The following is a 24,246-nucleotide window of genomic DNA, read 5'->3' on the forward strand; positions in this document are numbered from 1 at the left end:
AACTGCTGACCTCTTGCATGCCATGCAAGCGCTCTCCCAGCTGAGCTATACCCCCTAAACCAACAATTACTTTTTCAAGTATTTGTTATTTCCAAGCCTCAAATTATAGCGTGGTTTTCAAGATATGCGTAATCGGCCCAACACTTTTTCTCTTTCACATAACTCAAGCACCTGATCCAAGGAAGGGGTCTGGGCAGTCCCCATCACCAATACCCGCACTGGCATGGCAAGTTGTGGCATTTTGATACTAAAGGTTGCGAGAACCTCCTTGATGGCCGCAGCAATCGACGGCTTATCCCAAACGCAAGTGGTAAGTTTTTCAACCAGCAGGCTCAGCACGGGCTTGACGGCCTCGGTGACGTGTTGAGCCACCTCGTCTGCATTGGGTGTTATGTCAGCATAAAACTTGGTTACCCAATCCGCCAGCATCACCGTGGTATCGCAACGGTCCTTTAGCAAGCCACAAATGCGCGGCAAACGTGCATCGGCCACGATGCCACGTTTTTGCAGTTGGGCTGCCACCAAGGGAGCCAGTGCGTCATCGGTCATGGCCTTGAGGTGCTGGGCATTCACCCAACGCAATTTGGCTTCGTCAAACTGGGCAGCGCTGCGGCCCAGATGATCCAGATTGAACCAGCCGAGAAATTGTTCGCGGGTAAAAATTTCGTCATCGCCATGGCTCCAGCCCAGACGAGCAAGATAGTTCACCATGGCGTCGGGTAAATAGCCTTCTTCCCGAAATTGCGTCACGGGCTTGGCACCGTTGCGCTTGCTCATCTTCTCGCCTTGCTCATTGAGCACGGTCGGCAGATGGGCGTACACCGGCGGCTGTTTGCCCAGGGCGAGGAAAATATTGATCTGGCGCGGTGTGTTGTTGACGTGGTCATCGCCGCGAATGACGTGGGTAATCGCCATATCAAGGTCATCGACTACGACACAGAAGTTGTAGGTGGGCGTGCCATCAGGGCGGGCAATCACCAGGTCGTCCAACTCGTCGTTGCTGATCTCGATGCGACCCTTGACCTTGTCCTCCCACACCACGGAGCCGCCTTGTGGATTCAAAAAGCGCAGCACCGGTTGCACGCCATCAGGAATTGCTGGAAGCGTTTTACCCGGTGCCGGACGCCAGGTGCCGTCGTAGCGCGGTTTTTCTTTGGCTTCCATCTGGGCTTCGCGCAGAGCATCAAGTTCCCCCATGCTCATGTAGCAGGGGTAAACGTGGCCTGCGGCCTGCAACTCGGCCAGCACCGTTTTGTAGCGGTCCATGCGCTGCATTTGGTAGAACGGGCCTTCGTCGTAGTCCAGGCCCAGCCAGGTCATGCTCTCGATGATGACATCGACCGCTGCTTGCGATGAGCGCTCCACATCGGTATCTTCGATGCGCAAAATAAAGTCGCCGCCAGTCGCGCGGGCAAACGCCCACGGGTACAAAGCCGAACGAATATTGCCAAGGTGAATAAAACCCGTCGGTGACGGGGCGAATCGGGTGCGGGTTTTTTGTGTCATGAGAGAGTTTCCAGACCTTGCAGGCCACGCGCGAGGTCGGCCTTCAGGTCTTCAATGTTTTCGAGTCCGACGGCCACGCGAATCAGGCCTTGACCGATTCCGGCGGCCTGGCGTTGCGCCTCGGTGATGCGGCCATGCGAGGTGCTGGCAGGGTGCGTGATGGTGGTTTTGGTGTCACCCAAATTAGCGGTTATGGAGCACACCAGCGTGCTGTCAATCACATGAAACGCGTTTTTGCGCGCAGCAACCGGTTCACCCGCCTTGACGTCAAACGACACCACGGCGCCGCCCAAGCCAGACTGCTGCGCCATCGCCAGCGCGTGCTGCGGATGTGATTTCAGGCCGGGGTAATAAACCCGCGAAACTTGCGTCTGAGCCTCCAGCCAGGTGGCCAGCGCCAGCGCATTGTCGCTCTGCGCTTTCATGCGAATCGACAGGGTTTCCATGCCTTTGAGCACCACCCAGGCGTTGAAAGCCGAGAGCGTGAGTCCGGCACTGCGCATGACCGGCATGAACTTTTCATCCACCAGTTTTTTAGTGCTGCACAGCGCACCGGCAATCACCCGGCCCTGACCGTCGAGGTACTTGGTGCCGGAATGAATCACCACGTCGGCCCCCAACTTGATGGGTTGCTGCAAGGCGGGCGAGCAAAAGCAATTGTCAACCGCCAGCAAGGCGCCGCAGGCGTGGGCAATGTCCGCCAGCGCGGCAATGTCGCACACATCGGTCAGTGGGTTGGTGGGCGTCTCGGCAAACAACATACGCGTGTTGGGTTGCACCGCCGCCTGCCACTGGGCCACGTCGGTTTGCGACACAAACGTGGTCTGCACCCCAAACTTGCCGAACTCACCGGCCAGCAAACGAATGGTGGAACCAAACACGCTTTGCGAACAAATAATATGGTCGCCCGACTTGAGCAAGCCCATGCACAGGAGCGTGATGGCCGCCATGCCGCTCGCGGTGCCAATGCACGCCTCGGCACCTTCCAGCGCCGCCAGCCGCAGTTCCATACTGGTGACAGTGGGGTTGGAAAAGCGCGAGTAGGTGTAGCCTTCTTCTTCACCCGCAAAGCGGCGTGCAGCGGTTTCGGCATTGGGCTGCACGAAGCTGCTCGTCAGGTACATCGCCTCCGAGTTTTCGCCAAACTGGCTTTTTTCTACCGCCGTGCGAACCGCCAGCGTATCGCGATGCAAATCGTCAGGTAATTTTTTTTCAGTCATGGTCAGTTCGCGGGGTTAGGCAATGCCAGCCGGGAGTTATCTTCAGCGGCTTCGTCGCCACCCACACGCGTCGCGCCCAACCGAAGAATGTCAGCCGCCGTGATGTCGCCGGTGCAATACACGCCGTCAAAACAGGAGGCATCAAAGCCAATGATGTTTTTATTCAGCGCGCCAATGGCTTTCTTCATGGCATCCACGTCCTGGTAAATCAGGGCGTCGCAGCCAATGATTTGACGAATTTCATCAACGGTGCGGTTGTGCGCCACCAACTCTTCGGGCGTCGGCATATCAATGCCATAGACGTTAGGAAACCGCACCGGTGGTGCCGCGCTGGCCATGTAGACCTTGCGGGCACCGGCATCACGCGCCATCTGCACAATTTCGCGGCTGGTGGTGCCGCGCACAATTGAGTCGTCGACCAGCAACACGTTGCGGCCCTTGAATTCACTTGCGATCACGTTGAGTTTTTGGCGCACTGACTTTTTGCGCACCGACTGCCCCGGCATGATGAAGGTGCGGCCCACGTAGCGGTTTTTAACAAACCCTTCGCGGTACGGCAACCCCAACAAATGGGCCAACTGCGCAGCACTGGGGCGGCTGGACTCAGGGATTGGAATCACCACGTCAATCTCATTCGGTGGCACGGTCGAAATCACCCGCTTGGCCAGCGTCTCGCCCAGGTTCAAACGCGCCTGGTAAACCGAAATACCGTCCATCACCGAATCCGGGCGGGCCAGGTACACAAACTCAAAAATGCACGGGCTCAGCACCGGGTTAGCCGCGCACTGCTGCGCATGAACCGTGCCTTGCAAGTCGATGAAAACGGCTTCTCCCGGCGCGATGTCGCGGTCAAACTTGTGCGAGGTGCCTTCCAGCGCCACCGACTCGCTGGCCAGCAACACCGTGCCATCGTCACTGCGCCCCATGCAGAGGGGGCGAATGCCAAACGGATCACGAAACGCCAGCACGCCATGGCCCGCGATCATCGCGATCACCGCATAAGATCCCTTGATGCGCAAATGCACTTTGCGCACCGCTTCAAACACATCGCTGGGTTGCAAAGGCATGCCGCGCGTGGTCTCGCCAATTTCATGCGCCAACACGTTGAGCAAGACTTCGGAGTCGCTGTCGGTATTGATATGGCGGTGATCGGTGCTAAACAGTTCGGCCTTGAGCGCATGCGCGTTGGTCAGGTTGCCGTTGTGCACCAGCACAATGCCAAACGGTGCATTGACGTAAAACGGTTGCGCCTCTTCTTCGCTAAAAGCGTTGCCCGCCGTCGGGTAGCGCACCTGACCCAGCCCGGAGTTGCCCGGCAATGAGCGCATGTTGCGGGTGCGAAACACATCGCGCACCATGCCCTTGGCTTTTTGCATGAAGAACTTGCGCTCTTGCTGGGTCACGATGCCCGCGGCATCCTGACCCCGGTGCTGCAGCAGCAGCAAGGCGTCATAAATAAGTTGATTAACAGGTGCGTTACTGACAACGCCGACGATTCCACACATTATTTATTCCAATCTCATGAAGGCAAATACCTTCCAAACTCTTCAGGCAACACGGGCTTTAACCCTTTGAGTGTTGCCATGCTCATGCCAGCTCCCACGGATTCTGTCCACCATGCGCTTGACTTCATGGGGCTCATGCCAACGACGACGGAGGCCGCCAACAACAAAACAAGGCCGCGCACCAGGCCAAAGGCGGCCCCCAAGGCCCGGTCGGCCGGTTGCAGGCCAACGGCAGCAAATAATTTTTGAACCAACTTGGCCAGCAGCCCCCCGGCAAACACCGACAAGACGAACACCAATGCAAAGGCAGCCGCATAACGAACCCCCTCGCCCGAGCCCGCCATGGGCAGCTTCGGGGCGACGTCCGGGGCAAACCACTGCGCCAGGATGAAGGCCGCGATCCAACTCACGGCAGACAACAACTCGTACATCAGGCCACGCCAGGCACCTAGCAGGAACGAGGCGAGCAGCACGCCCAAAAAAATCCAGTCCAGCGTCGGCATCGTTCTACAAAGTCAGAATGGCGGCAGGCAAGGCCAGCTTCTTGATTTTTTCAGCCGCTTTCTCGGCCTCGGCCCGAGTCGCAAAAGGTCCAACCCGCACACGAATGCGCGAACCCTCTTTGGTCTGCGCCACATGGGTATAGGTTTTCAGGCCGGCGTGCTCCACTTTCAGGCGAACTTCACGCGCCCGCGTGGCGTCGGCAAAAGCCCCCACCTGCACCACAAACCGGCCTTCAGCGGCGTCAGGTTTCTTGTCAAGGCTCTTGCCATCCAGCAGCGCCTGCGCCTTAGCGCCTTCATCGACTTTAACCACGGGTTTGGCAAGCTGAACTGGTTTATCCGTGGGTTTCTCAATCACTTTGGGTTCTGGAGCCGCTATATTTTTAGCAGCTACTTGCGCAGGTAACACGGGGGCTACAGGTGCTTTTTCCTCAAATTTTGGCACAGCAGCCTCAACCACCGGCGCAGCAGGCGTCACCGGAGCGACAGCTTCAGGTTTGGCCGTATCGATGGCCGCCGGCGCTGGAATGCTCAAGGGCTTGGCCTTGTTCTTATCGGGAATCTCGATGGGGGTATCGACCGAAATCGGGCGGGGTTGCTTGTCAAACAGCATCGGAAGCCCGATCACGCCCACCAGCACCAGAACGGCAGCACCGATCAGCCGGTGTTTGGCGCGCTTTCGCATGCCCTCGACGCTCTCAGGCTGTACCGGTGTGGACGACGCTTCGTCGCCACTTTTTCGAAACTTGAAAAAAGCCATGGTGCTAAAACTCAGGGGGTCAAATTTCAGGGGGTTAAGTCGTCGGCATGTGTTTGGCTTGAAGGCGGGGCAGTCCGTCCTTCAATATGCCGCCCACGGTGTAGAACGACCCAAAAACGACGATTCTATCAGTGGGGTCTGCCGCAAGGATGGCGGCTTGCAAGGCATGCTGAGGATCAGGGTGGGCCGTCGCCGTTGGCTCTTTTCGCTTGTTTTGGGCGCGCCATTTCAGCAGCAAACCCTCGCCCGACTCGGCCCGGGGCGTGGGCAGGTCGGTGAAATACCATTTGTCAATCAAGGGGTTGATCTTGACCAGCATGGCCGCCAGGTCTTTGTCGGCCATGGCGCCGAAGATGGCGTGCGTGGTGGGGAAATAACTCATGGCGTCCAGATTGGCCGTGAGCGCTGCCACCGAATGCGGGTTGTGTGCCACATCCAGCACCAGCGTGGGCTCACCCGGCAGAATTTGAAAACGCCCGGGCAACTCGACAAATGCCAGCCCGTTGCGCACCGCTTGCGCCGTGATAGGCAAGCGCTCACGCAAAGCCGCCAAAGCCGCCAACACGCCCGCCGCGTTCACCAACTGGTTGGCGCCGCGCAACGCCGGGTAGGCCAAACCGCTGTAGCGGCGGCCGCGCCCGGCCCAGCCCCATTGCTGTTTGTCGCCCGACACATTGAAATCCACGCCAAAGCGCCACAGGTCGGCGCCCACTTCCAGCGCCCGGTCCAGCACGCTTTGCGGCGGCATCGGGTCGCTCACCACCACCGGGCGACCGGTGCGCATGATGCCGGCCTTCTCGTAGCCAATGCTCTCGCGGTCGGTACCCAGAAACTCCATGTGGTCCAGATCGATGCTGGTGATGATGGCGCAGTCGGGGTCGATGATGTTGACCGCGTCCAGGCGCCCGCCCAAACCGACTTCAAGAATCACCACATCAAGCTTGGCGCGCGCCATCACATCCAGAATGGCAAGGGTCGAAAACTCGAAGTAAGTGAGCGAGACTTCAGCACCATTTAAGCCTCTGGCGCTTTCAACACGGGCAAAAGCAGCTACTAATTCAGTAGCACTCACCGCTTCACCATTGAGCCGCAAGCGCTCTTCAAAGTGCACCAGATGCGGCGAGGTGTAGACGCCCGTGTGGTAGCCCGCCTGCAACAAAATGGCTTCCAGCATCGCGCAAGTCGAGCCTTTGCCGTTGGTGCCAGCCACGGTAATCACCGGGCAGCCAAAGCGAATTTCCATCGCCTGTGCCACCACGCGAACCCGTTCCAGGCCCATGTCGATGTTTTTGGGGTGCAGTTGCTCGCAGTGAGCCAGCCAGTCAGACAATGTATTCATAGGGTTTTCCATACAGTGGAGGATTGTCGCCCACCTTTCGCCGGTGGCATGATGCAGGGCATGAACACCCCCACACCCACCCCAGCCGTCACCGTCTTTGGTATTCCGAATTGCAGCACGGTGAAAAAAGCACGCACCTGGTTGACCGACCAAGGAATTGATTACTTGTTTCACGACTTCAAGAAACAAGGCGTTCCGGCTGACTTGCTACCCGGCTGGATTGCCGCCGTGGGCTGGGAAAAGCTGGTGAACCGCAAAGGCACCACTTGGCGCAAGTTGGACGAGGCCACACGAGAAGCCGTGGTGGATGTCGTCAGCGCCAGCACTGTGATGCTGGCCAACCCCAGTGTGGTCAAGCGCCCGGTGGTGATATGGGGCGATGGGCGCGTGACTGTCGGCTTTGACGAATCTCAGTGGTCGGGCTTTTTGCCTTAAGCGTTATATCCGTGGGGGGGTCACGGCTTCGGCGAAGACGCGACAAGCGACACCCGGACGCTGGCGCCTCATACGCTTCGCTTTTTGAAATCGGCGCCACCGTCCGGGTATCACTTGCCGCTTAGCGCTTATTCACGACGGTAGTGCGGCGAGTCAGGCCCGGATGTCGGGGCGATTTCAAAAAGCGAAGCGTTGAGAGCCCCCGGCATTCGGGCCTGGCTCACCGCACGGGTTCAAGGACTTGTCACACAGGTTCGAGAACTTGTCGCACGGTTTCCAAGACTCGTCAAAGCAGTTAAGACCCTGATTAAAATAATCCACATGATTACATCCACACTCGACGGCGTGTCCGTCACCACCCAGGCCAGCGTTTACTTTGACGGCAAATGTGTCAGCCACGGCGTCACTTTCCCTGATGGCACCAAAAAATCGGTCGGCGTCGTGCTGCCCGCAACGCTGACGTTCAACACCGGCGCGCCTGAGATCATGGAATGCGTGGCGGGCGCTTGCGAATACAAGTTGGCAGGCTCTGACGCTTGGGTGACATCGGCGCCTGGCGAAAAATTCAGCATCCCCGGCAACTCCAAGTTCGACATTCGCGTGACCGAGGCCTACCACTACATTTGCCACTTCGGTTAAACCGCTCTCATTTCACTTCGTTTTTTATAGCTGCTCACGCCTATTCGGCGGGGGCTAGAGGCCATTTATGTCAAATACCATCCTTCAAAACACCCCCGTCGGCCAAAAAGTCGGCATCGCCTTCTCGGGCGGCTTGGACACCAGCGCGGCCCTGCACTGGATGAAGCTCAAAGGCGCCCTGCCCTACGCCTACACCGCTAATCTGGGCCAGCCCGACGAGACCGATTACGACGAAATCCCGCGCAAGGCGATGGAATACGGCGCTGAGTTGGCCCGTTTGATCGACTGCCGCAGCCAGTTGGCCGCGGAAGGTCTGGCGGCGCTGCAAAGTGGGGCTTTTCACATCTCCACGGCGGGCGTGACTTACTTCAACACCACGCCGATCGGCCGTGCCGTGACCGGCACCATGCTGGTGGCGGCGATGAAGGAAGACGACGTCAACATCTGGGGCGATGGCAGCACCTTCAAGGGCAACGACATTGAGCGTTTTTACCGCTACGGCCTGCTGACCAACCCGTCGCTCAAAATTTACAAACCCTGGCTCGATCAGGCGTTTATCGACGAACTCGGTGGCCGCTCCGAGATGTCGGCGTTCATGACGCAGCACGGTTTTGGCTACAAGATGTCGGCCGAAAAAGCCTACTCGACCGACTCCAACATGCTCGGCGCCACACACGAAGCCAAAGACCTGGAGTTCTTGAGCAGCGGCATGAAGATCGTCAACCCGATCATGGGCGTGGCCTTCTGGAAGGATGAAGTCGAAGTCAAACGCGAAGAAGTGACGGTGCGATTTGAAGAAGGCCGCCCGGTTGTTATCAACGGCGTCGAGTTTCCTGACTTGGTGAGCCTGATTCTGGAAGCCAACCGCATTGGTGGCCGCCACGGTCTGGGCATGAGCGACCAGATCGAAAACCGCATCATCGAGGCCAAGAGCCGTGGCATTTACGAAGCGCCCGGTCTGGCGCTGCTGTTTGCCTGCTACGAGCGTCTGGTCACCGGCATCCACAACGAAGACACCATTGAGCAGTACCGCGACAACGGCCGCAAACTCGGTCGCCTGCTGTACCAAGGCCGCTGGTTTGACCCACAAGCCATCATGCTGCGCGAAACCGCTCAGCGCTGGGTGGCGCGCGCCGTGACCGGCGAAGTGACGCTGGAACTGCGTCGCGGCAACGACTACTCCATCTTGAACACCGAGTCGGCCAACCTGACCTACGCGCCCGAGCGCCTGAGCATGGAAAAAGTGGAAGACGCGCCGTTCTCGCCGCTGGACCGCATCGGTCAACTCACCATGCGTAATCTGGACATTGTGGACACCCGCGCCAAACTGGGCATCTACGCCAAAGCGGGCCTGTTGTCACTGGGCGAAGGCGGCGACTTTCTCAACCTGGCCAACGACAGCGGCAAGTAAACTGCTTAATGGTGGGAGCGCAGGCGAATGCCGGTCAGCCCGTAACTGGGCTGATTTTGTTCCAGGTAATCCTGCGCAATCGGGCGCAGCGCTGAAGGGGTAATCCCCAGCGACGACAGCCCCGGCAGTTTGCCGGTGGCCACGTTGTCGATCTGCATGGAGTCGAGGTTGTCCCGGCTCATCAAGGGCTGGCCGGGTGCCAGCTCCATCATCGCCGCTTGAATTTGACCCAACCAGCGGGGCAACGCGATCACCGGGCGGCCAAGCCCTTCGCAGACACCACTGAGTTGAGCCGACAGTTGCACCAACTCTTTCAACGTAAACACATCCGGTCCACAGACCTCGATGATGCGCGGTGTTTTGGCATCTGAAGCCCCCACCCGCGCCAGACTGCGCACCACGGCCGTCGCCACATCCTCCACCCACACCGGCTGAAAACGTGCATCGGCACCGGCCAGCGGCATCACGGGAAATATTTTTTGTAGCTTGGCAAAAAGGTTGATGAACTTGTCATCCGCGCCAAAGATAACGCTGGGCCGCAGTATGGTCAGCTCAAACCCGGCGTGCTTACCGTGGTCAGCACCGGCACCGATAGCCGCCTGCATCAACACCGCTTCGCCCTGCCCTTTGCTGCGCAGGTACATCGAAGGCGCAGACTGGGGCTGCAAGGCATCGGCACCCAAGGCGCTGATATGTACGACCTGCTCGATACCGACCGCCACGCAAGCGCGCGCCAGCTTTTGCGGCAAGGCCACATGCGCTTTGTCAAACGATTCCTGGGTGCCATGCAGGATGGCGACCAGGTTAACCACCGCATCCTGGCCGGTAAGGGCACGCGTCAGCGCGGCCTCGTCATGCACATCCACCTCAAGTACCGTCGTGGACGGCAGGGGCAGCAAATGCTGGGCATTTGATCGCCTGCGGGTCAATACCGTGACGCGCCAGCCCTCGCGCACCAGTTTTTCACAGACATGCGCACCAACAAAACCGGTACCACCAAGTATCAAAATGTTTTTCATCGTTCCAATTTAATACATTTGCAAACCAAAGGCATGCGAAAGGTCAAAATTCAAACCACCACCGGCTCAGGTTCCAGCCGGATGCCAAAGCGCTCATACACGCTGGTTTGAATGGCGCGGGCCAAGGTCATGACCTCGCCCCCGGTGGCGCCATCGCCGTCGCTACCGCCGCCCCGGTTGACCAGCACCAGCGCCTGCTTTTCATAGACACCGGCCTGGCCGACCGACTTGCCGCGCCAACCGCAGGAATCAATCAACCAGCCCGCCGCCAGCTTGATGGAGCCATCGGCCAACCGGTAATGCACCACCTTGGGGTCGCGGGCAATGATGTCGGCGCACTGTTCAAGCGTCACGGTGGGGTTTTTGAAGAAACTGCCGGCGTTGCCAATCACCTGCGGGTCAGGCAACTTGGCGCGACGAATCTCACACACCCAGTCAAACAGTTGTTGCGCCGTTGGTTGCGTGCAGTGGTGCTCGGCCATTTTTTTGTCGATATCGGCATAACCCAGCACCGGCTTCCAGAGCTTGGGCAAGGCAAAACGCACGCGCAGAATCAGGGCCCGGCCTTTGAGTCCCAGAGCTTGATGCCCGCCTGCCGGCAGCGCCTCGGCACTGCTGTGCTTGAAAATTGAATCACGGTAGCCAAACGCGCATTGCGCCGCATTCAGCGTAAATATCTGGCCGGTTTGCAGGTCCATGGCGTCCAGCGACTCGAAGCGGTCTTGCAACTCGACGCCGTAAGCGCCCACGTTTTGCACCGGCGATGCGCCAACCGTACCCGGTATGAGTGCCATGTTTTCCAGACCGGGGTAGCCCTGTGCCAGCGTCCAGGCCACAAAATCGTGCCAGTTTTCACCGGCTCCGGACTCCACAATGAACGCCTTGGCCGTTTCTGACACCAGTCGTCGGCCCATGATCTCGACTTTGAGCACCACCGGTTTGACATCGCCCGTCAGCACAATATTGCTGCCGCCGCCCAGCACGAATTTCGGCTCGGGGCCCCACTCGGGGTCGCTGAGCAACTCGTGCAGATCCGCTTCACTGGCAATGCGCACCAGCGTATGGGCCCGGGCCACGATGTGGAAGGTATTAAAAGGCTGCAGGGGGACGTTTTTCTCGACTAACATGGCGGGATTGTCGACCATTTTGTGAGTACTCCCATGCCCTCTTTTGATACCGTTTGCGACGCCAGTATGGTGGACGTCAAACACGCGGTGGAAAACACCACCAAGGAAATCATCACCCGCTTTGACTTCAAAGGCACACCGGCCTCGATTGAACTCAAGGACAAGGAAATCACCGTCATTGGCGACGCTGAATTCCAGCTCACCCAGATTGAAGACATCCTGCGCAACAAGCTCACCAAACGCAATGTGGACGTGCGTTTTCTGGATATGGGCGACGTGCAAAAAATGGGCGGCGACAAGGTCAAACGCATCATCAAAGTGCGCAGCGGCATCGAGACTGAAGTGTCCAAAAAAATTCAACGCCTGTTAAAAGACAGCAAACTCAAGGTGCAAGGCGCCATTCAGGAAGAAAAAGTGCGTGTCACCGGCGTCAAGCGCGATGACCTGCAGGCCGCCATGGCCCTGATCAAGAAAGAAATGACCGACATCCCACTGACCTTCGACAACTTTCGCGACTGATGAAAGCTGTTGCCCTGCTGTTCACGCTGCTGGCCCTGGGCTTGGGAGCCGTAGCGCAGACGGTGGCACTGTCAGGCATGTTGGGCGGCAAAGCGCTTCTGATGGTGGATGGCAGCGCGCCCAAAACCGTGGCCGTGGGCGAGACTTACAAGGGCGTCAAGATCATCTCAACGCAAGGCGACCTGGCCGTGATGGAAATAGCGGGCAAGCGCCACAACCTGCGTGTCGGTGAAGCGCCATCGAGCGTGGGCGGCACCTCCAACGCGGGCGAAGGCGGTACCAAAGTGGTGTTGAGTGCCGGAAGCGGGGGCCACTTTTTTACACAAGGGCAAATCAACGGGCGGGCCGTGCAATTGGTCGTCGACACCGGGGCCTCCATGGTGTCCCTGAGCGTGGCTGATGCCGAGCGCGTGGGCCTGAACTACAAAACCGGGCAAGCCATTCAAATGAGCACCGCCAATGGGGTCATCCCTGGCTGGCGGCTCAAACTGGCGTCGGTGCGCATTGGTGATGTGGTGGTGTACGACGTGGACGCCATTGTTTCATCGGGCGCCATGTCTTATGTCTTGCTGGGCAACAGTTTTCTGGGCCGCTTTCAAATGACGCGAACCAATGACCAGATGGTTCTCGAGAAACGGTATTGAGCCATGAGTGTGACCGTCAAGACTGAAAACGAATACGAAGACTTGCTCAGCCTCTGGTCTGACCTGGAGTCCGGCCTGGGCATCATTCTGGGCAGCCCCGCCAGCATTCAGGAATTTGAGCAACGCGTCTGGCAGTACGACCGCTGGCTGAAAACGCTGCTGGAACGCGACACTGACGTGGGCCTGTATTTGCTTTTTCAATTGGCCAGTAATTCCCCCGTGGGCTACAGTGCCTCGCACGCATTGGTCTGCGCCGTGTTGTGCCACCTGATTGCCGTCGAACTCAAGCTGCCTTTGGAGGAGCGCAACAGCCTGGTGCATGCCGCCCTGACCATGAACATCGCCATGACGAAGTTGCAAGACCAACTGGCAGATCAAATCGAAAAACCCAGTGCCGAGCAACAAACCGCCATTCGTGCGCACGCCTTCAAAGGCGGCATGATGCTGGCCAATATGGGCGTGCTCGACGAAATGTGGCTCGACACCATCCGCTACCACCATGACGAAAGCACCGACATGGGCGATCTGCAAAGCATAGAACCCATCAAACGCTTGTCTAGAATTTTGCGTGTGGTGGACCGTTACGCCGCCATGATCAGCCCCCGTAAATCACGCGAAGGCCGCAGCGCGACCGAGTCGGTTCGTTCCATCATCAGCAACTCAACCGAGAAAAATGACGAGGTCGGCCACGCGCTGGTGCGCGCCGTGGGCTTGTGCCCACCCGGCACCTATGTGCGCCTGGACAGCAAAGAAGTGGCCGTGGTGATGCGCCGCAGCAGCAAACCCAACATGCCGCACGTGGCGATTGTGATCAACGAAGCCGGCATGCTGATGAACCCGCCACGCCTGCACCGCACCGCCAATGGAAGCCCTGGCATCAAGTCGGCGCTGGCCGCCTCCATGGTGCGTGAACGCCTGAATCACCACCTGATTTTGCAGCTCGGCGCCTATGCGGCGGCGCACCCTTAGTCACTATATTTTTTATAGCTACTTGCGCAGATAGCACGGGGGCTAGAAGGTTATTTGACACATAACCCAGCGCTTAACCCGCGCTCACCGCCAGCGCCGTCTTGCTCACCACCCGTCGCAGCACAAAGCTGGAATGCACGCCGGTCACGCCCTCAATGCGGGTCAGTTGGTTGAGTAACAAAGACTGGTAGTGGTCCATGTCGCGCACCATCACTTTGAGCTGGTAATCAGCATCTTGCCCGGTGATCAGCAGGCACTCCAACACCTCGGGCAACACGCTCACCTGGGTCTCAAAGTTGGCAAAGCGCTCGGGCGTGTGCTTGTCCATGGAGATGTGGATCAACGCCATCAGCGTCAGACCCAGTTTTTTGGCATCCAGCAAAGCCCGGTAACCGACGATCAGGCCCGACTCTTCCAGCGCCCGCACCCGGCGCAGGCAAGGCGAAGGCGACAGACCAATGCGGTCGGCCAGGTCCTGGTTGTTGATGCGACCATCTTGTTGCAGCACTTCAAGAATGTGTTGGTCGTACCGATCAAGTTTCATGGTTTGCCTCAATACTTCGAACTATCGGCAGAATGTGCCAACTACATAAAAATTACAGCAATTATATTTTTAATAACGGCGATACAGAACCTATTTCGCAATCCCCTGCCGGGCACCCGGCCCTAAACTTATCCCATCTGTTACCCACGGCTACCTGCAACTCACCGACTACCACCGAGCGTTGCGCAGACCGGCCTCACAAGGGCCTGCGTTTCAAACCCTACACCCCGAATGCCAACCGCATTCGGGGATAGACTTGGTTGATGCCCACCCCCACACCCCACGAACCCCGATTGACGCGCGACTTGCGCACCCTTTTAAGCACCCAGCGCATCGCCGCCTTGGGCACGCTGGGCGCTGACGGCACACCGTTTGTGTCGATGGTGCCGTTTGCACTGGAACCAACCAGCGCCTGCGTGGTGATTCACGTCAGCGGTTTGGCGGCGCACACGCGCAATTTGCAGGATGCGCCCCAGGTGTCGCTGTTGGTGATGCAGGCCGAGGTGGCGGGCGAACCGGTGCACGCTCTGCCCCGCGTCACGCTCTTGGGCCGCGCCGAGGTTTTGGAGCGCCACAGCACCGCGTGGGCAGCGGCGCGAGCGGCTTATCTGGCGCGGTTTCCTGAAGTGGAACCAATGACGCAGTTGGGGGACTTCATGTTTGTGGCGGTCCATGTGACGGACGCTCGCCAGGTGGCCGGATTTGGTGCCGCGCGTTCGCTGGATGCCGAGACTTTGGCCAGTGTTTTGCGGCCACTGGCCTAGCCAACCGCTGTTCAAAAAGCTTTAAGTGCCTTCGACAAAGGCCACCATCATGCGGGCCATTTGCGCCCCGTCGTGGCCTAGCGCGAGGCTATCAATACTGCGGATATACAGCGCTTCGCCCAGCAAGGCCCGGCGTTTGCCCAACAAAAACGCGCTGTAATCTTCCACGAATTCGGGGTGCGGCTGCACACACAGCACGTGTTGCTCAACCACAAAAGCGGCGACCGGGCAAAACGCATTGCTGGCCAACAAGGTGGCGCCTTCGGGAAGCTCTAACACCTGATCCTGGTGGCTGGCTAGCAGGGAGATTTCAGTGCGATCCTGCGGCTGCGAGAGCGGGTGGTTATGCCATTGGTAGGTCATGCGCCCGGTGCCCCAGCCTTGTGGCGCGCGCCCTACTTTGGCACCCATGCACAAGGCAATCAACTGGTGGCCAAAACAGATGCCCAGCAGTTTTTTACGCGCTTGCAACAGCAACACGACTTGTGCCCGCAAGGCCAGCACCCAGGGCGCTTGTGAGAATGAATCGGCCCGGCTGCCGGTGAGCAGCACCGCGTCGTAGTCGTCAAACGACGCTGGGTACTGGCCCTGCATGGTGTCAAACCGGTCAAAGGACCAGTCGTGCGCGCCTGCCGCACCCAGCAGACGCTCGAACATGGCGCCGTAGCTGGTATAGGTGGGCGCTACCTCGGGGTCGATTACATCGTTGTCAAGGACGCAAATTTTCATGATGGGGGATTCAGTGCTTGGATTTGTGACCGGTCTGGTGGCTATGGCCGTGGCTGTGGCCATGTGGGTGCGCTGGAACTGGCGTCACTGGCGCTTTCTTTTGGCCCAGCCGCGACTCAGTGCCCTTAATCAGGCGGTTGATGTTCTCAGCGTGCCGGTAAATCAGTAGCAGCGACATGATGCACAGCGAAAATAAAACCACACTGTTCAAATACCAGGCCACGCCATCGCCAAAAACGTAATACGCCGGTACAAACAGCGCCGACACCAGCGCGGCCAGCGAAGAAAAGCGGGAGAAATACGCCACGATCAACCAAGTGGCCGCCGTTGCCAAGCCCAACATCCAGTTGATGCCCAGCAACACGCCCAAGGCAGTCGCAACACCTTTGCCGCCCACAAATTTAAAAAACACCGGGTACAGATGGCCCACAAAGGCGGCCAGACCGACCATCGCCATCGTGCCTTCTTCAAGTCCATAGGGCTTGCCGAACCACTTGACCAGCAACACCGGCAATGTGGCTTTGCCAGCATCAAGCAGCAGCGTGGCAACGGCCGCGCCCTTGTTGCCGGATCGCAAGACGTTGGTGGCGCCCGGGTTTTTGCTGCCAAAAGTGCGCGGGTCGTTCAGGCCCATGACGCGGCTGACGATCACCGCGAACGACAAAGAGCCAATAAGGTAGCCCAGCAGCGTGGCCGCGAAGGGGAATAAAGCTTGAAGTGATTGCAAAGAAGGCTCCTGCGTTTGCCCGCGTGGGTCGGGGGCATGAAGGGGCTATTTTGCCAGCCCGTTTCAGGTTTGACGTCAGGAATTATTCAATCTGCGCGCACTGCACTGGTTTAGCACCCAGCAACTCGACGCAGACCTGCGGATCAATGCCCACCAAGTAGCCGCGCCGCCCGCCATTGATAAGAATTTTGGGCAAGTCAAGAATCGTTGACTCGATGTAAATCGGCATGGTTTTGCGCGTGCCAAAAGGCGACGTGCCCCCCACCAGATAGCCACTGTGCCGGTTCGCCACCTCTGGCAGACAGGGTGCCACCGACTTGGCGCAAATCTGGCGCGCCAGGTTTTTGGTCGACACCTTGCGGTTACCGTGCATCAGCACCACCAGCGGCTTGGCGTCCTGGTCTTGCATGATGAGCGTTTTGACAACCGTGAAGGGGTCCCAACCCAGCACCTCGGCACTGTGCTGGGCGCCGCCGTGTTCCAGGTACTCGTAGGGGTGTTCGGTGAACGCCACCTTGTGGGTTTTGAGCAGTTGGGTAGCAGGGGTTTCGCTGACGTGATCTTTTTTGGCCATGACGTGTCGGCTAGGTGATTACTGCGCCGGATCGCGCAGTTCCCAGCGAATGGCGTCAATCTGGGTCAGTAGTTCGGGCGACAAAGTGGTGCCCCACACATCCAGGTTTTCATCCAGTTGCGCCACCGAGGTGACACCGAGAATGGTGCTGACTACCTGCCATTTGGTGTAGCAAAAAGCCAGCGCCAATTGGGTCGGCGTCAAGCCATTTTCCCGCGCCAGCGCGTTGTAGCGGCGCGCTGCCACCAGCGCTTCAGGGCGGCCCCAGCGCTGCTTGCGGGTCGACTCGAACTTGGCCAGTCGACCTTCGGCGGGCGCGTCCGGCCCGGTCAGGCCAGAAGCATCGTACTTTCCGGTGAGCAGGCTGTAGCCCAGCGGCGAGTAGGCCAGTAGCGACACACCCAGGCGGTGCATGGTCTCGTCCAGCCCATTTTCAACCGTGCGGTTCAGCAGGCAATACGGGTTTTGCAGCGTGGCCACGCGGGGCAAGCCATATTGCTCAGACAACCGCACAAACTCATGCACGCCATAGGGCGACTCGTTGGACAGGCCGATAGCGCGCACCTTGCCAGCCTTTACCAGCGTGTGCAGGGCTTCGAGTTGCGTGTAAATGGATGTGCAGGGTTCGTCTTTGGCCGGGTCGAAATACAGCATGCCAAAGGCCGGCACATGGCGGGTCGGCCAGTGAATCTGGTAGAGGTCAATGACATCTGTCTTCAGGCGCTTGAGGCTGCCTTCGCAGGCGGCGACGATGTCGGCCGCGGTCAGGTCGGGGCTGCCACCCCGCACCCACGACATGTTTCGCGATGGCCCGGCCACCTTGGTCGCCAGCACCAGCTTTTGGCGGGCGGCCGGATTTTTTTCCAACCAGTGCCCGATGATGATTTCAGTGGCGTTAAAGGTTTCGGCCCGGGGTGGCACGGCATACATTTCAGCCGTGTCAATGAAGTTGACGCCGCGTTCCAGCGAGCGGTCCAGGATGGCGTGGGCGGTGGGTTCATCCACCTGCTCACCAAAGGTCATGGTGCCGAGGCAAATGGGGGTGACATGCAGGTCGCTGTGACCGAGTTGAATGGTTTTCATGGTCGGCAATTAGCGCTGGTAATAAGTGAGCGGCAAGTTTAGCGGTCAAGCTCAATCTCCGCCGCAGCCCCCACCACACCCCCCACCGTCAGAGCCCTCATCGCCGCCCGACGATTCGCTGCCGCCAAATCCGCCAGCATCGCCCCCGCATCCGCTGCCACCGCCGCCCTCCCCGAAACTGGTGCCGCAATAAGTCCCCGACTGGCTTTGCCGATCGATGTCCTGGCAGTCAGGCACGTAAGTGAAGCCACCGGGAATGTCGAATTTCTTGTCGAGTGCAAACAGCAGCGGCAAGCGGGCGGGCTTACGCGGGTCAATACTTTCTTCCTTGCACGCCCAGTACCAAGTGCGCCGCAGACCATCGTTGCGCTTGGGATCGCGCCCCAGCACTTCCGCCGGGGTGTGGTGCAAGAGCTTGCCAAACGCGGCATCACACCACAGTTGATAAGCGCGCGTGTGCAAGATAAATTCGTGCCAGGCAAAGTCCACCACCTGCGACGGCATGGCGACAAATCGGCGCTGGCTACGCAAATGCGCCACAAAAAACTGCCGCAGCCCGCGCATCACCAGATCGGCATCGCCCGCGCTCAACTGCGGGTACTGCTTGCGCAGTTTGGTGACCAAATACGGCGGGAAGCGCGACTCGCGGATGAACTGGCGCCGCCGGCTCATCTCCCAGGCGCGAAGCGCGCCAAAAGCCAGCACACTCATCACCAGTACCAAGATTGACACCTGGCTCACACCCGCCAGTTTGAATGCGACCACGGGCGGCACCACCAACACCAGCCACTTCAAAACAGAGAGCAGATAAATGCGTCGGGCGCCCGACAGACTGATCACGTTGACCCGCAAGCTCATGCTTTTTCCTTTTATTAAAAACGACCTCTAGCCTTCGTGCTACTTGCGCAAGCAGCTATTATTTTCGTAGCACAAGACTCGCCATGATGCGCTGGGTTACGGGCTTGACTGATGCTCAAGGCGCGCCTCCGTATGATTCGCCAAATGTACCCAATCAAACGAATGCCCCGCAGCGAATTTACCCCGATTCGCAACCTCAATTACCACGTGCAGGTGTGGGGCGAACCCGCCCCGGATAAAACGCCGATGGTGTTGCTGCACGGCTGGATGGACGTGGCCGCCAGCTTCCAGTTCATGGTGGATGCCCTGAGCCACGACCACTATGTGATCGCCCCGGACTGGCGCGGATTTGGCCAAACGGCCTCGGGCGGCGCCGACAGCTTCTGGTTTCCCGACTACCTGGCCGACTTGGACGGCTTGCTGGACCACTACGCGCAGGGCGAAAAAGTGAATTTGGTCGGTCACAGCATGGGCGGCAATGTGGCGATGATCTACGCCGGGGTGCGCCCCGAGCGCATCCGCCGTCTGGTCAACCTGGAAGGCTTTGGCATGCCCGCCACGCAACCCAGCGAGGCACCGGGCCGCTTTGCCCACTGGATGGATGAAGTCAAAGCGCTGCACCAGGGAGAGAAGGCGCCGAGAGGCTACGACTCAGCGGCCGGTGTGGCGCAGCGTTTGATGAAAAACAACCCGCGCCTGGGGGCTGACAAGGCCCACTGGCTGGCACAGCACTGGGCGCAGGAAGGGGCTGACGGCCAATGGCGCATTTTGGGTGAGGCGGCGCACAAAATCGTCAACGCCCAGTTGTACCGGCTGGACGAGGTACTGGAAATTTACAAGCGCATCAGCCTGCCGGTGCTGATGGTGGAGGCGTCCGACGACAGCATGGCCGCGTGGTGGAAAGGCAAGCACACCCTGGCGCAGCACCACGAGCGCATGCGCTTTGTGCCGCAGGTAGAAATGGCGCGCATCGACGACGCGGGCCACATGCTGCACCACGACCAGCCGGCGCAGTTGGCGGCGCTGATCGAGCGCTTTTTCGCGGCCGATTAAGGAGAAATATCAACATCGGCCCACCCTGGCCAAGGTAGCCTGACGGTTTTCGCGACTTCTCGCTTCTTTGATTGCGGAGTGTGCCCATGAAAACCAGATTGTTCAGCCTCAACCCCGTCCTCGCCCTGCTCTTTTGCGGTGGCGCCTTGGCGCAAACCCAGGTGGTCAAGCCGCCGGTTGCGCAGTATTGGATGGACATCGCCACCGCCTCCATGGCCGGCATGGACGAGATGCCTTCGATGGGCGGGCTGGGTGGCATGGTCGGCGGCATGGCGGGAATGCCGGGCATGGGCGGCGTCAGCTTTGGCGCCACCCGCGGCATGATGCCGGGGCGCTGGCTCGACCTGGCCGTGGTGACGCAGCGCAAACCAGCGGGCACCGAGGCCACGCAGACCATTCCCGCCGGACAAAACATGGGCCCCAGCCTGGTGCTGCTGCCGGTCACGGCCCAAGCCAAAACAGCCACGCGGCAGCCCCGGGAACGCACTGACGAAACACCCCAGCAGCCCAAAGGCCGGCTTCTTTTTTACTGGGGTTGCAGCGACAAAGTGCGCGCGGGCCAGCCCCGGGTGCTGGACTTCTCAAAGACGGGGGTGGAGGACTACGGCAAATTCATGATGGGGCGCGCCGTGCGCGATACCGGCGCCAAGGCCGAGCCAGGCCACTCGATCTGGCCCAACGAAAAGCACCGCCAGAGCGTGCCCGCCAAGGCCTCGCTGGTGGGTCAGCATGCGCTGAGCGGTGAAGGGCTGCCCGACAGCCTCAAATTTGCCATCGACAACATGCAGGATTTCATGCCCAAACTGGCGCTGAACAGCGAAGGCGGAGGCGCCGCCGCCACGCGTCTCAACTGGCCCGGTCTGCCCACAGCCCGAGCCTACTTTTTAACCGCCATGAGTGGCAGTGAGAACGCAGGCGAGAGCGAAATGGTGATCTGGAGCTCGTCCGAGGTGCCCGAGCCGGGCTGGGGCCTGATGGACTACGCCAGCAACGCCAACGTCGACAAGTGGCTCAAAGAAAAAGTCTTGCTGCCCACCACCCAAACCCAATGTGCCATTCCAGCCGGCATTTTTGCCAAGGCCCAGGGTGCCATGCTGCGTGGCATTGCCTACGGGCAAGAGCTCAATCTGGCCCACCCACCACGTCCCACCGACAAACGCACCCCTTGGGAGCCAGAGTGGGCGGCGCGGATCCGCGTGAAATCAGTCAGCATGCTGCCGCTGGGGGAAGAGGGTTCCATGGCAGGTAGCCGCAGCGGGCGCACGCCTCCGTCCGAAGAAGAAAAGCCCCCAACGCCCACCCTGCCCGGCCTGCCTGATGTCGGCAAAGCACTGAAAGGCCTGTTTGGGCGCTGACCTTCAAGAAACACGGTGGGGTCGTGAGAAAATAGCGGGTTATTTGATACTCATAAGTTTAGGACCCGCATCATGGAAGCAGAACGCATCAACCTCATCGGCACCCAACTCACCGATTTGAGCGCGCGGACCCTCGAGTTACGGGGGTATCTTTGACTACCCTGCCAAATCTGAACGCCTGAGAACCGTCAACGCATCCCTCGAAGACCCGACCGTCTGGAACGACCCCAAACGCGCTCAGGAATTGGGCCGCGAGAAAAAAGCGCTCGATGGCGTGGTCGTCACTCTCGACAACCTGACCTCCGAGATCGCCGACAACGCCGAACTGTTCGAGATGAGCAAAGAAGACGGCGACGAAGCCGGTCTGATCACCATCGAAGGCGAAACCGCCAAACTGGCCGCCATCGTTGAAGGGCTCGAATTCCGCCGCATGTTCAACAACCCGGCCGACCCCTTGAATGCCTTTGTTGATATTCAAGCCGGCGCCGGCGGCACCGAAGCCTGCGACTGGGCCAGCATGTTGCTGCGCCAGTACCTGCGCTACGCCGAGCGCAAAGGCTTTACCGTCACGATTGAAGACGAAACCGCGGGCGACACCGCTGGCATCAAGGGCGCCACCATCAAGGTCGAAGGCGAATACGCGTTTGGCCTGCTGCGCACCGAAACCGGCGTGCACCGCCTGGTGCGCAAGTCGCCGTTTGACTCGTCGGGCGGGCGCCACACCTCGTTTGCCTCGGTGTTTGTGTACCCCGAAATTGATGACTCGATCGTCATCGACATCAACCCGTCTGACGTGCGCACCGACACTTTCCGGGCCAGCGGCGCGGGTGGTCAGCACATCAACAAAACCGACTCGGCCGTGCGTTTGACCCACTTGCCGACCGGCATCGTGGTGCAGTGTCAAGATGGTCGTAGCCAGCACGGCAACCGCGATGTGGCCTGGAAGCGTCTGCGTTCGCGCCTGTACGACTTCGAGATGCGCAAGCAGCAAGAAGAGCAGCAAAAGCTCGAAGACTCCAAGACCGATGTGGGCTGGGGCCACCAGATTCGTTCGTACGTGCTGGACAACAGCCGTATCAAGGATTTGCGCACCAACTATGAAACGTCTGCCACCCAAAAGGTGCTGGATGGCGATCTAGACCAGTTCATTGAAGCGTCCCTGAAGCAAGGCGTGTAATGGATCGTTTGATCGCGCAAGCGCGACCCATTCAGTCATTGATTTTTGACATGGACGGCACCATGGTCAACTCCATGCCCACCCACGCCCAAAGCTGGGTGGAGTTTGCGCAGCAGCACGGCCTGGCGATTGATCTGGACGACCTGATGCGCCGAACCACCGGACGCAACGGGGTCGAATGCATGCGCGAGTTGTTTCAGCGCGATGTGCCTGAAGCCGAGGCTTTGGCCCTGATTGCCGAGAAAGAAACGCTTTACCGTGCGCTTTATGCCCCGGTGTTTTCTGAAGTCGCCGGGTTTAAAGCATTTTCAGAACAGGCGTTGCAAACCGGTTTGAAATTTGGCGTGGGCACCGCAGGCGATAAACACAATATTGCGTTTGTCTTTTCTCACCTGAAACTGAAAACCGCGCCCCACGCCGTGGTGGGCGGCGACGAAGGGCTGCCTGGCAAGCCCGACCCCGCTATATTTTTAGAAGCAGCTAGCCGAATGAAATCAAGGGCTGCAGGTTGTATTGTCTTTGAAGATGCGCCTTTTGGCATTGAAGCAGCACGCCGTGCCGGCATGCTGGCCGTGGCGGTCTGCACCACTCACACCCCGGCGCAACTCGCCGGACCCCATGTGGTTGCCAGCGTGCGCGACTACACCGAACTATTGAACTCGAAATTTCTGGAGAATCTGCATGTTGCAACTTCGTGAGGCCGAAGGCCCCGCCACCGTCATTCGCCGTGCCGACTACACCGCACCAGCTTATTGGATCGACACCGTCAACCTGACGTTTGACTTGGACCCCGCCAAGACCCGCGTCCTCAACAAAATGACGCTGCGCCGTAACCCTGAGGTTGAGGCGCAAGCCCTGAAGCTCTATGGCGAAGAGCTCAACCTGGCTCGGGTGCTGGTCAACGGCCAAGGCGCCTCGTTCAAGATGGAAGGCAGCCGACTGGTGCTGGACAACCTGCCGCTTGAAGGCACTTTTGAGCTGGAAATTTTCACCACCTGCGCCCCGGCTAAAAACACCAAGCTGATGGGCTTGTACGTCAGCAACGACTCGTTTTTTACCCAATGCGAGGCTGAAGGCTTCCGTCGCATCACCTACTTCCTGGACCGTCCTGATGTGATGGCCAGCTTTACCGTGACGCTGCGCGCTGACAAGCAGAAGTTTCCGGTGTTGCTCTCCAACGGAAATCTGGTCGACTCCGGTGCACTGGAAGGTGTGGGCAACGAAGGTCGCCACTTTGCAACCTGGGTCGACCCGCACAAAAAACCGTCCTACCTGTTCGCGCTGGTGGCTGGTCAACTGGTGTGCCGCGAGCAACGCATCGTTTCGCGCGCTGGCAAAGAGCATTTGCTGCAGGTTTATGTGCGCCCCGGCGACATGGACAAGACCGAACACGCCATGAACTCACTGATGGCTTCGGTGGTGTGGGACGAAGCCCGCTTTGGCCTGCCGCTGGACCTGGAGCGCTTCATGATTGTGGCCACCAGCGACTTCAACATGGGCGCCATGGAAAACAAGGGCCTCAACATCTTCAACACCAAGTACGTGCTGGCCAGCCAGGCCACCGCCACCGATGTGGATTTTGCCAATATTGAGTCGGTCGTCGGCCACGAGTATTTCCACAACTGGACCGGCAACCGCATCACTTGCCGCGATTGGTTCCAACTGTCCTTGAAAGAAGGTTTAACTGTATTCCGCGATCAGGAATTCAGCATGGACCTGTGTGCTGACGCATCGGCCCGCGCCGTCAAGCGCATTGAAGACGTGCGCGTGCTGCGCACCGCCCAGT

Annotated in this window: 26 protein-coding genes; 12 read left to right on the forward strand and 14 right to left on the reverse strand. The window is 59.2% G+C overall.

The annotated features are described in order from the left end of the window. Nucleotides 1-117 precede the first annotated feature (117 nt). From gltX to folC, 6 genes are read right to left on the reverse strand one after another with little or no spacing between them, the layout of a single operon-like run. The gene (gene gltX, locus WCG50_RS09360; protein WP_336899331.1) at nt 118-1,506 is read right to left on the reverse strand and encodes a glutamate--tRNA ligase; all 1,389 of its coding nucleotides are present in this window, start codon (nt 1,504-1,506) and stop codon (nt 118-120) included. Further along, nucleotides 1,503-2,726: an O-succinylhomoserine sulfhydrylase gene (locus WCG50_RS09365; RefSeq protein ID WP_336899332.1), complete on the reverse strand. Its 1,224-nt coding sequence runs from the start codon at nt 2,724-2,726 to the stop codon at nt 1,503-1,505. The genes gltX and WCG50_RS09365 overlap by 4 nt, the downstream gene beginning before the upstream one ends. 2 nt (nt 2,727-2,728) lie before the next feature. Beyond that, entirely contained in the window at nt 2,729-4,231 is a 1,503-nt protein-coding gene (gene purF, locus WCG50_RS09370) for an amidophosphoribosyltransferase (RefSeq protein ID WP_336899333.1), read from the reverse strand. 14 nt (nt 4,232-4,245) lie between these two features. Next, on the reverse strand, nt 4,246-4,734 hold the full coding sequence (locus WCG50_RS09375; protein ID WP_336899334.1) for a CvpA family protein: 489 nt from the start codon (nt 4,732-4,734) through the stop codon (nt 4,246-4,248). A gap of 4 nt (nt 4,735-4,738) precedes the next feature. After that, entirely contained in the window at nt 4,739-5,494 is a 756-nt protein-coding gene (locus WCG50_RS09380) for an SPOR domain-containing protein (RefSeq protein ID WP_336899335.1), read from the reverse strand. Nucleotides 5,495-5,528: 34 nt separating this feature from the next. Then, nucleotides 5,529-6,845, reverse strand: coding sequence for a bifunctional tetrahydrofolate synthase/dihydrofolate synthase (gene folC, locus WCG50_RS09385; RefSeq protein ID WP_336899336.1), 1,317 nt, complete (start codon nt 6,843-6,845; stop codon nt 5,529-5,531). A gap of 39 nt (nt 6,846-6,884) precedes the next feature. Here folC and WCG50_RS09390 point away from each other — a divergent pair, with 39 nt between their 5' ends. The 3 genes from WCG50_RS09390 to argG all read left to right on the forward strand — a co-directional run bounded on the left by WCG50_RS09390 (nt 6,885) and on the right by argG (nt 9,318). After that, nucleotides 6,885-7,268 carry an ArsC family reductase gene (locus tag WCG50_RS09390; protein WP_336899337.1) on the forward strand — a complete coding sequence of 128 codons (384 nt, stop codon included), beginning with the start codon at nt 6,885-6,887 and terminating at the stop codon, nt 7,266-7,268. Between the two features lie 321 nt (nt 7,269-7,589). Next, a complete protein-coding gene (locus WCG50_RS09395; RefSeq protein ID WP_336899338.1) occupies nt 7,590-7,907 on the forward strand; it encodes a pyrimidine/purine nucleoside phosphorylase in 318 nt (105 codons plus the stop codon). A 67-nt stretch (nt 7,908-7,974) separates the two neighbouring features. Next, nucleotides 7,975-9,318 carry an argininosuccinate synthase gene (gene argG / locus WCG50_RS09400; protein WP_336899339.1) on the forward strand — a complete coding sequence of 448 codons (1,344 nt, stop codon included), beginning with the start codon at nt 7,975-7,977 and terminating at the stop codon, nt 9,316-9,318. Nucleotides 9,319-9,323: 5 nt separating this feature from the next. Here argG and WCG50_RS09405 read toward each other — a convergent pair whose 3' ends face one another. Both WCG50_RS09405 and murB read right to left on the reverse strand, forming a co-directional pair. Continuing rightward, the gene (locus WCG50_RS09405; protein WP_336899340.1) at nt 9,324-10,337 is read right to left on the reverse strand and encodes a complex I NDUFA9 subunit family protein; all 1,014 of its coding nucleotides are present in this window, start codon (nt 10,335-10,337) and stop codon (nt 9,324-9,326) included. A 50-nt stretch (nt 10,338-10,387) separates the two neighbouring features. Further along, complete coding sequence (murB, locus tag WCG50_RS09410) at nt 10,388-11,464, reverse strand: UDP-N-acetylmuramate dehydrogenase (RefSeq protein WP_336899356.1); 1,077 nt, start codon at nt 11,462-11,464, stop codon at nt 10,388-10,390. A gap of 33 nt (nt 11,465-11,497) precedes the next feature. Here murB and WCG50_RS09415 point away from each other — a divergent pair, with 33 nt between their 5' ends. From WCG50_RS09415 to WCG50_RS09425, 3 genes are read left to right on the forward strand one after another with little or no spacing between them, the layout of a single operon-like run. Further along, on the forward strand, nt 11,498-11,983 hold the full coding sequence (locus tag WCG50_RS09415; protein ID WP_336899341.1) for a YajQ family cyclic di-GMP-binding protein: 486 nt from the start codon (nt 11,498-11,500) through the stop codon (nt 11,981-11,983). Next, complete coding sequence (locus WCG50_RS09420) at nt 11,983-12,627, forward strand: TIGR02281 family clan AA aspartic protease (protein WP_336899342.1); 645 nt, start codon at nt 11,983-11,985, stop codon at nt 12,625-12,627. The genes WCG50_RS09415 and WCG50_RS09420 overlap by 1 nt, the downstream gene beginning before the upstream one ends. A 3-nt stretch (nt 12,628-12,630) precedes the next feature. Continuing rightward, entirely contained in the window at nt 12,631-13,596 is a 966-nt protein-coding gene (locus tag WCG50_RS09425) for an HD domain-containing phosphohydrolase (RefSeq protein WP_336899343.1), read from the forward strand. Between the two features lie 73 nt (nt 13,597-13,669). On the opposite strand, the gene WCG50_RS09430 is transcribed toward WCG50_RS09425, so the two are convergent. After that, nucleotides 13,670-14,140 carry an Lrp/AsnC family transcriptional regulator gene (locus tag WCG50_RS09430; protein ID WP_336899344.1) on the reverse strand — a complete coding sequence of 157 codons (471 nt, stop codon included), beginning with the start codon at nt 14,138-14,140 and terminating at the stop codon, nt 13,670-13,672. A gap of 263 nt (nt 14,141-14,403) precedes the next feature. Here WCG50_RS09430 and WCG50_RS09435 point away from each other — a divergent pair, with 263 nt between their 5' ends. Further along, complete coding sequence (locus WCG50_RS09435; RefSeq protein WP_336899345.1) at nt 14,404-14,904, forward strand: pyridoxamine 5'-phosphate oxidase family protein; 501 nt, start codon at nt 14,404-14,406, stop codon at nt 14,902-14,904. 21 nt (nt 14,905-14,925) lie between these two features. Here the strand turns inward: WCG50_RS09435 and WCG50_RS09440 are convergent, their stop codons facing one another. From WCG50_RS09440 to WCG50_RS09460, 5 genes are all read right to left on the reverse strand, one after another. Then, the gene (locus WCG50_RS09440) at nt 14,926-15,633 is read right to left on the reverse strand and encodes an amidotransferase (RefSeq protein WP_336899346.1); all 708 of its coding nucleotides are present in this window, start codon (nt 15,631-15,633) and stop codon (nt 14,926-14,928) included. Nucleotides 15,634-15,643: 10 nt separating this feature from the next. Further along, a complete protein-coding gene (plsY, locus tag WCG50_RS09445; protein WP_336899347.1) occupies nt 15,644-16,360 on the reverse strand; it encodes a glycerol-3-phosphate 1-O-acyltransferase PlsY in 717 nt (238 codons plus the stop codon). 82 nt (nt 16,361-16,442) lie between these two features. Continuing rightward, on the reverse strand, nt 16,443-16,934 hold the full coding sequence (locus tag WCG50_RS09450; protein WP_336899348.1) for an aminoacyl-tRNA deacylase: 492 nt from the start codon (nt 16,932-16,934) through the stop codon (nt 16,443-16,445). A gap of 18 nt (nt 16,935-16,952) precedes the next feature. After that, nucleotides 16,953-18,017: an aldo/keto reductase gene (locus WCG50_RS09455; RefSeq protein WP_336899349.1), complete on the reverse strand. Its 1,065-nt coding sequence runs from the start codon at nt 18,015-18,017 to the stop codon at nt 16,953-16,955. 51 nt (nt 18,018-18,068) lie between these two features. Then, nucleotides 18,069-18,875: a hypothetical protein gene (locus WCG50_RS09460; RefSeq protein ID WP_336899350.1), complete on the reverse strand. Its 807-nt coding sequence runs from the start codon at nt 18,873-18,875 to the stop codon at nt 18,069-18,071. A 144-nt stretch (nt 18,876-19,019) separates the two neighbouring features. Here WCG50_RS09460 and WCG50_RS09465 point away from each other — a divergent pair, with 144 nt between their 5' ends. From WCG50_RS09465 to WCG50_RS09485, 5 genes are all read left to right on the forward strand, one after another. Then, entirely contained in the window at nt 19,020-19,928 is a 909-nt protein-coding gene (locus tag WCG50_RS09465) for an alpha/beta hydrolase (protein WP_336899351.1), read from the forward strand. 86 nt (nt 19,929-20,014) lie between these two features. Next, nucleotides 20,015-21,283, forward strand: a complete 1,269-nt coding sequence (locus WCG50_RS09470) for a hypothetical protein (protein WP_336899352.1) — start codon at nt 20,015-20,017, stop codon at nt 21,281-21,283. Nucleotides 21,284-21,355: 72 nt separating this feature from the next. Further along, a protein-coding gene (prfB, locus tag WCG50_RS09475; protein WP_336899353.1) for a peptide chain release factor 2 occupies nt 21,356-22,460 on the forward strand; the annotation gives its coding sequence in 2 pieces (ribosomal slippage) (nt 21,356-21,436 and nt 21,438-22,460; 1,104 coding nt in all). After that, nucleotides 22,460-23,158, forward strand: coding sequence for an HAD family phosphatase (locus WCG50_RS09480; RefSeq protein WP_336899354.1), 699 nt, complete (start codon nt 22,460-22,462; stop codon nt 23,156-23,158). The genes prfB and WCG50_RS09480 overlap by 1 nt, the downstream gene beginning before the upstream one ends. Beyond that, a partial coding sequence (locus WCG50_RS09485) for a M1 family aminopeptidase (RefSeq protein WP_336899355.1) occupies nt 23,142-24,246 on the forward strand: 1,105 nt, incomplete at its 3' end. The genes WCG50_RS09480 and WCG50_RS09485, both read left to right, overlap by 17 nt.

This window comes from Rhodoferax sp. (assembly GCF_037143375.1).
Classification (GTDB): domain Bacteria; phylum Pseudomonadota; class Gammaproteobacteria; order Burkholderiales; family Burkholderiaceae_C; genus Rhodoferax.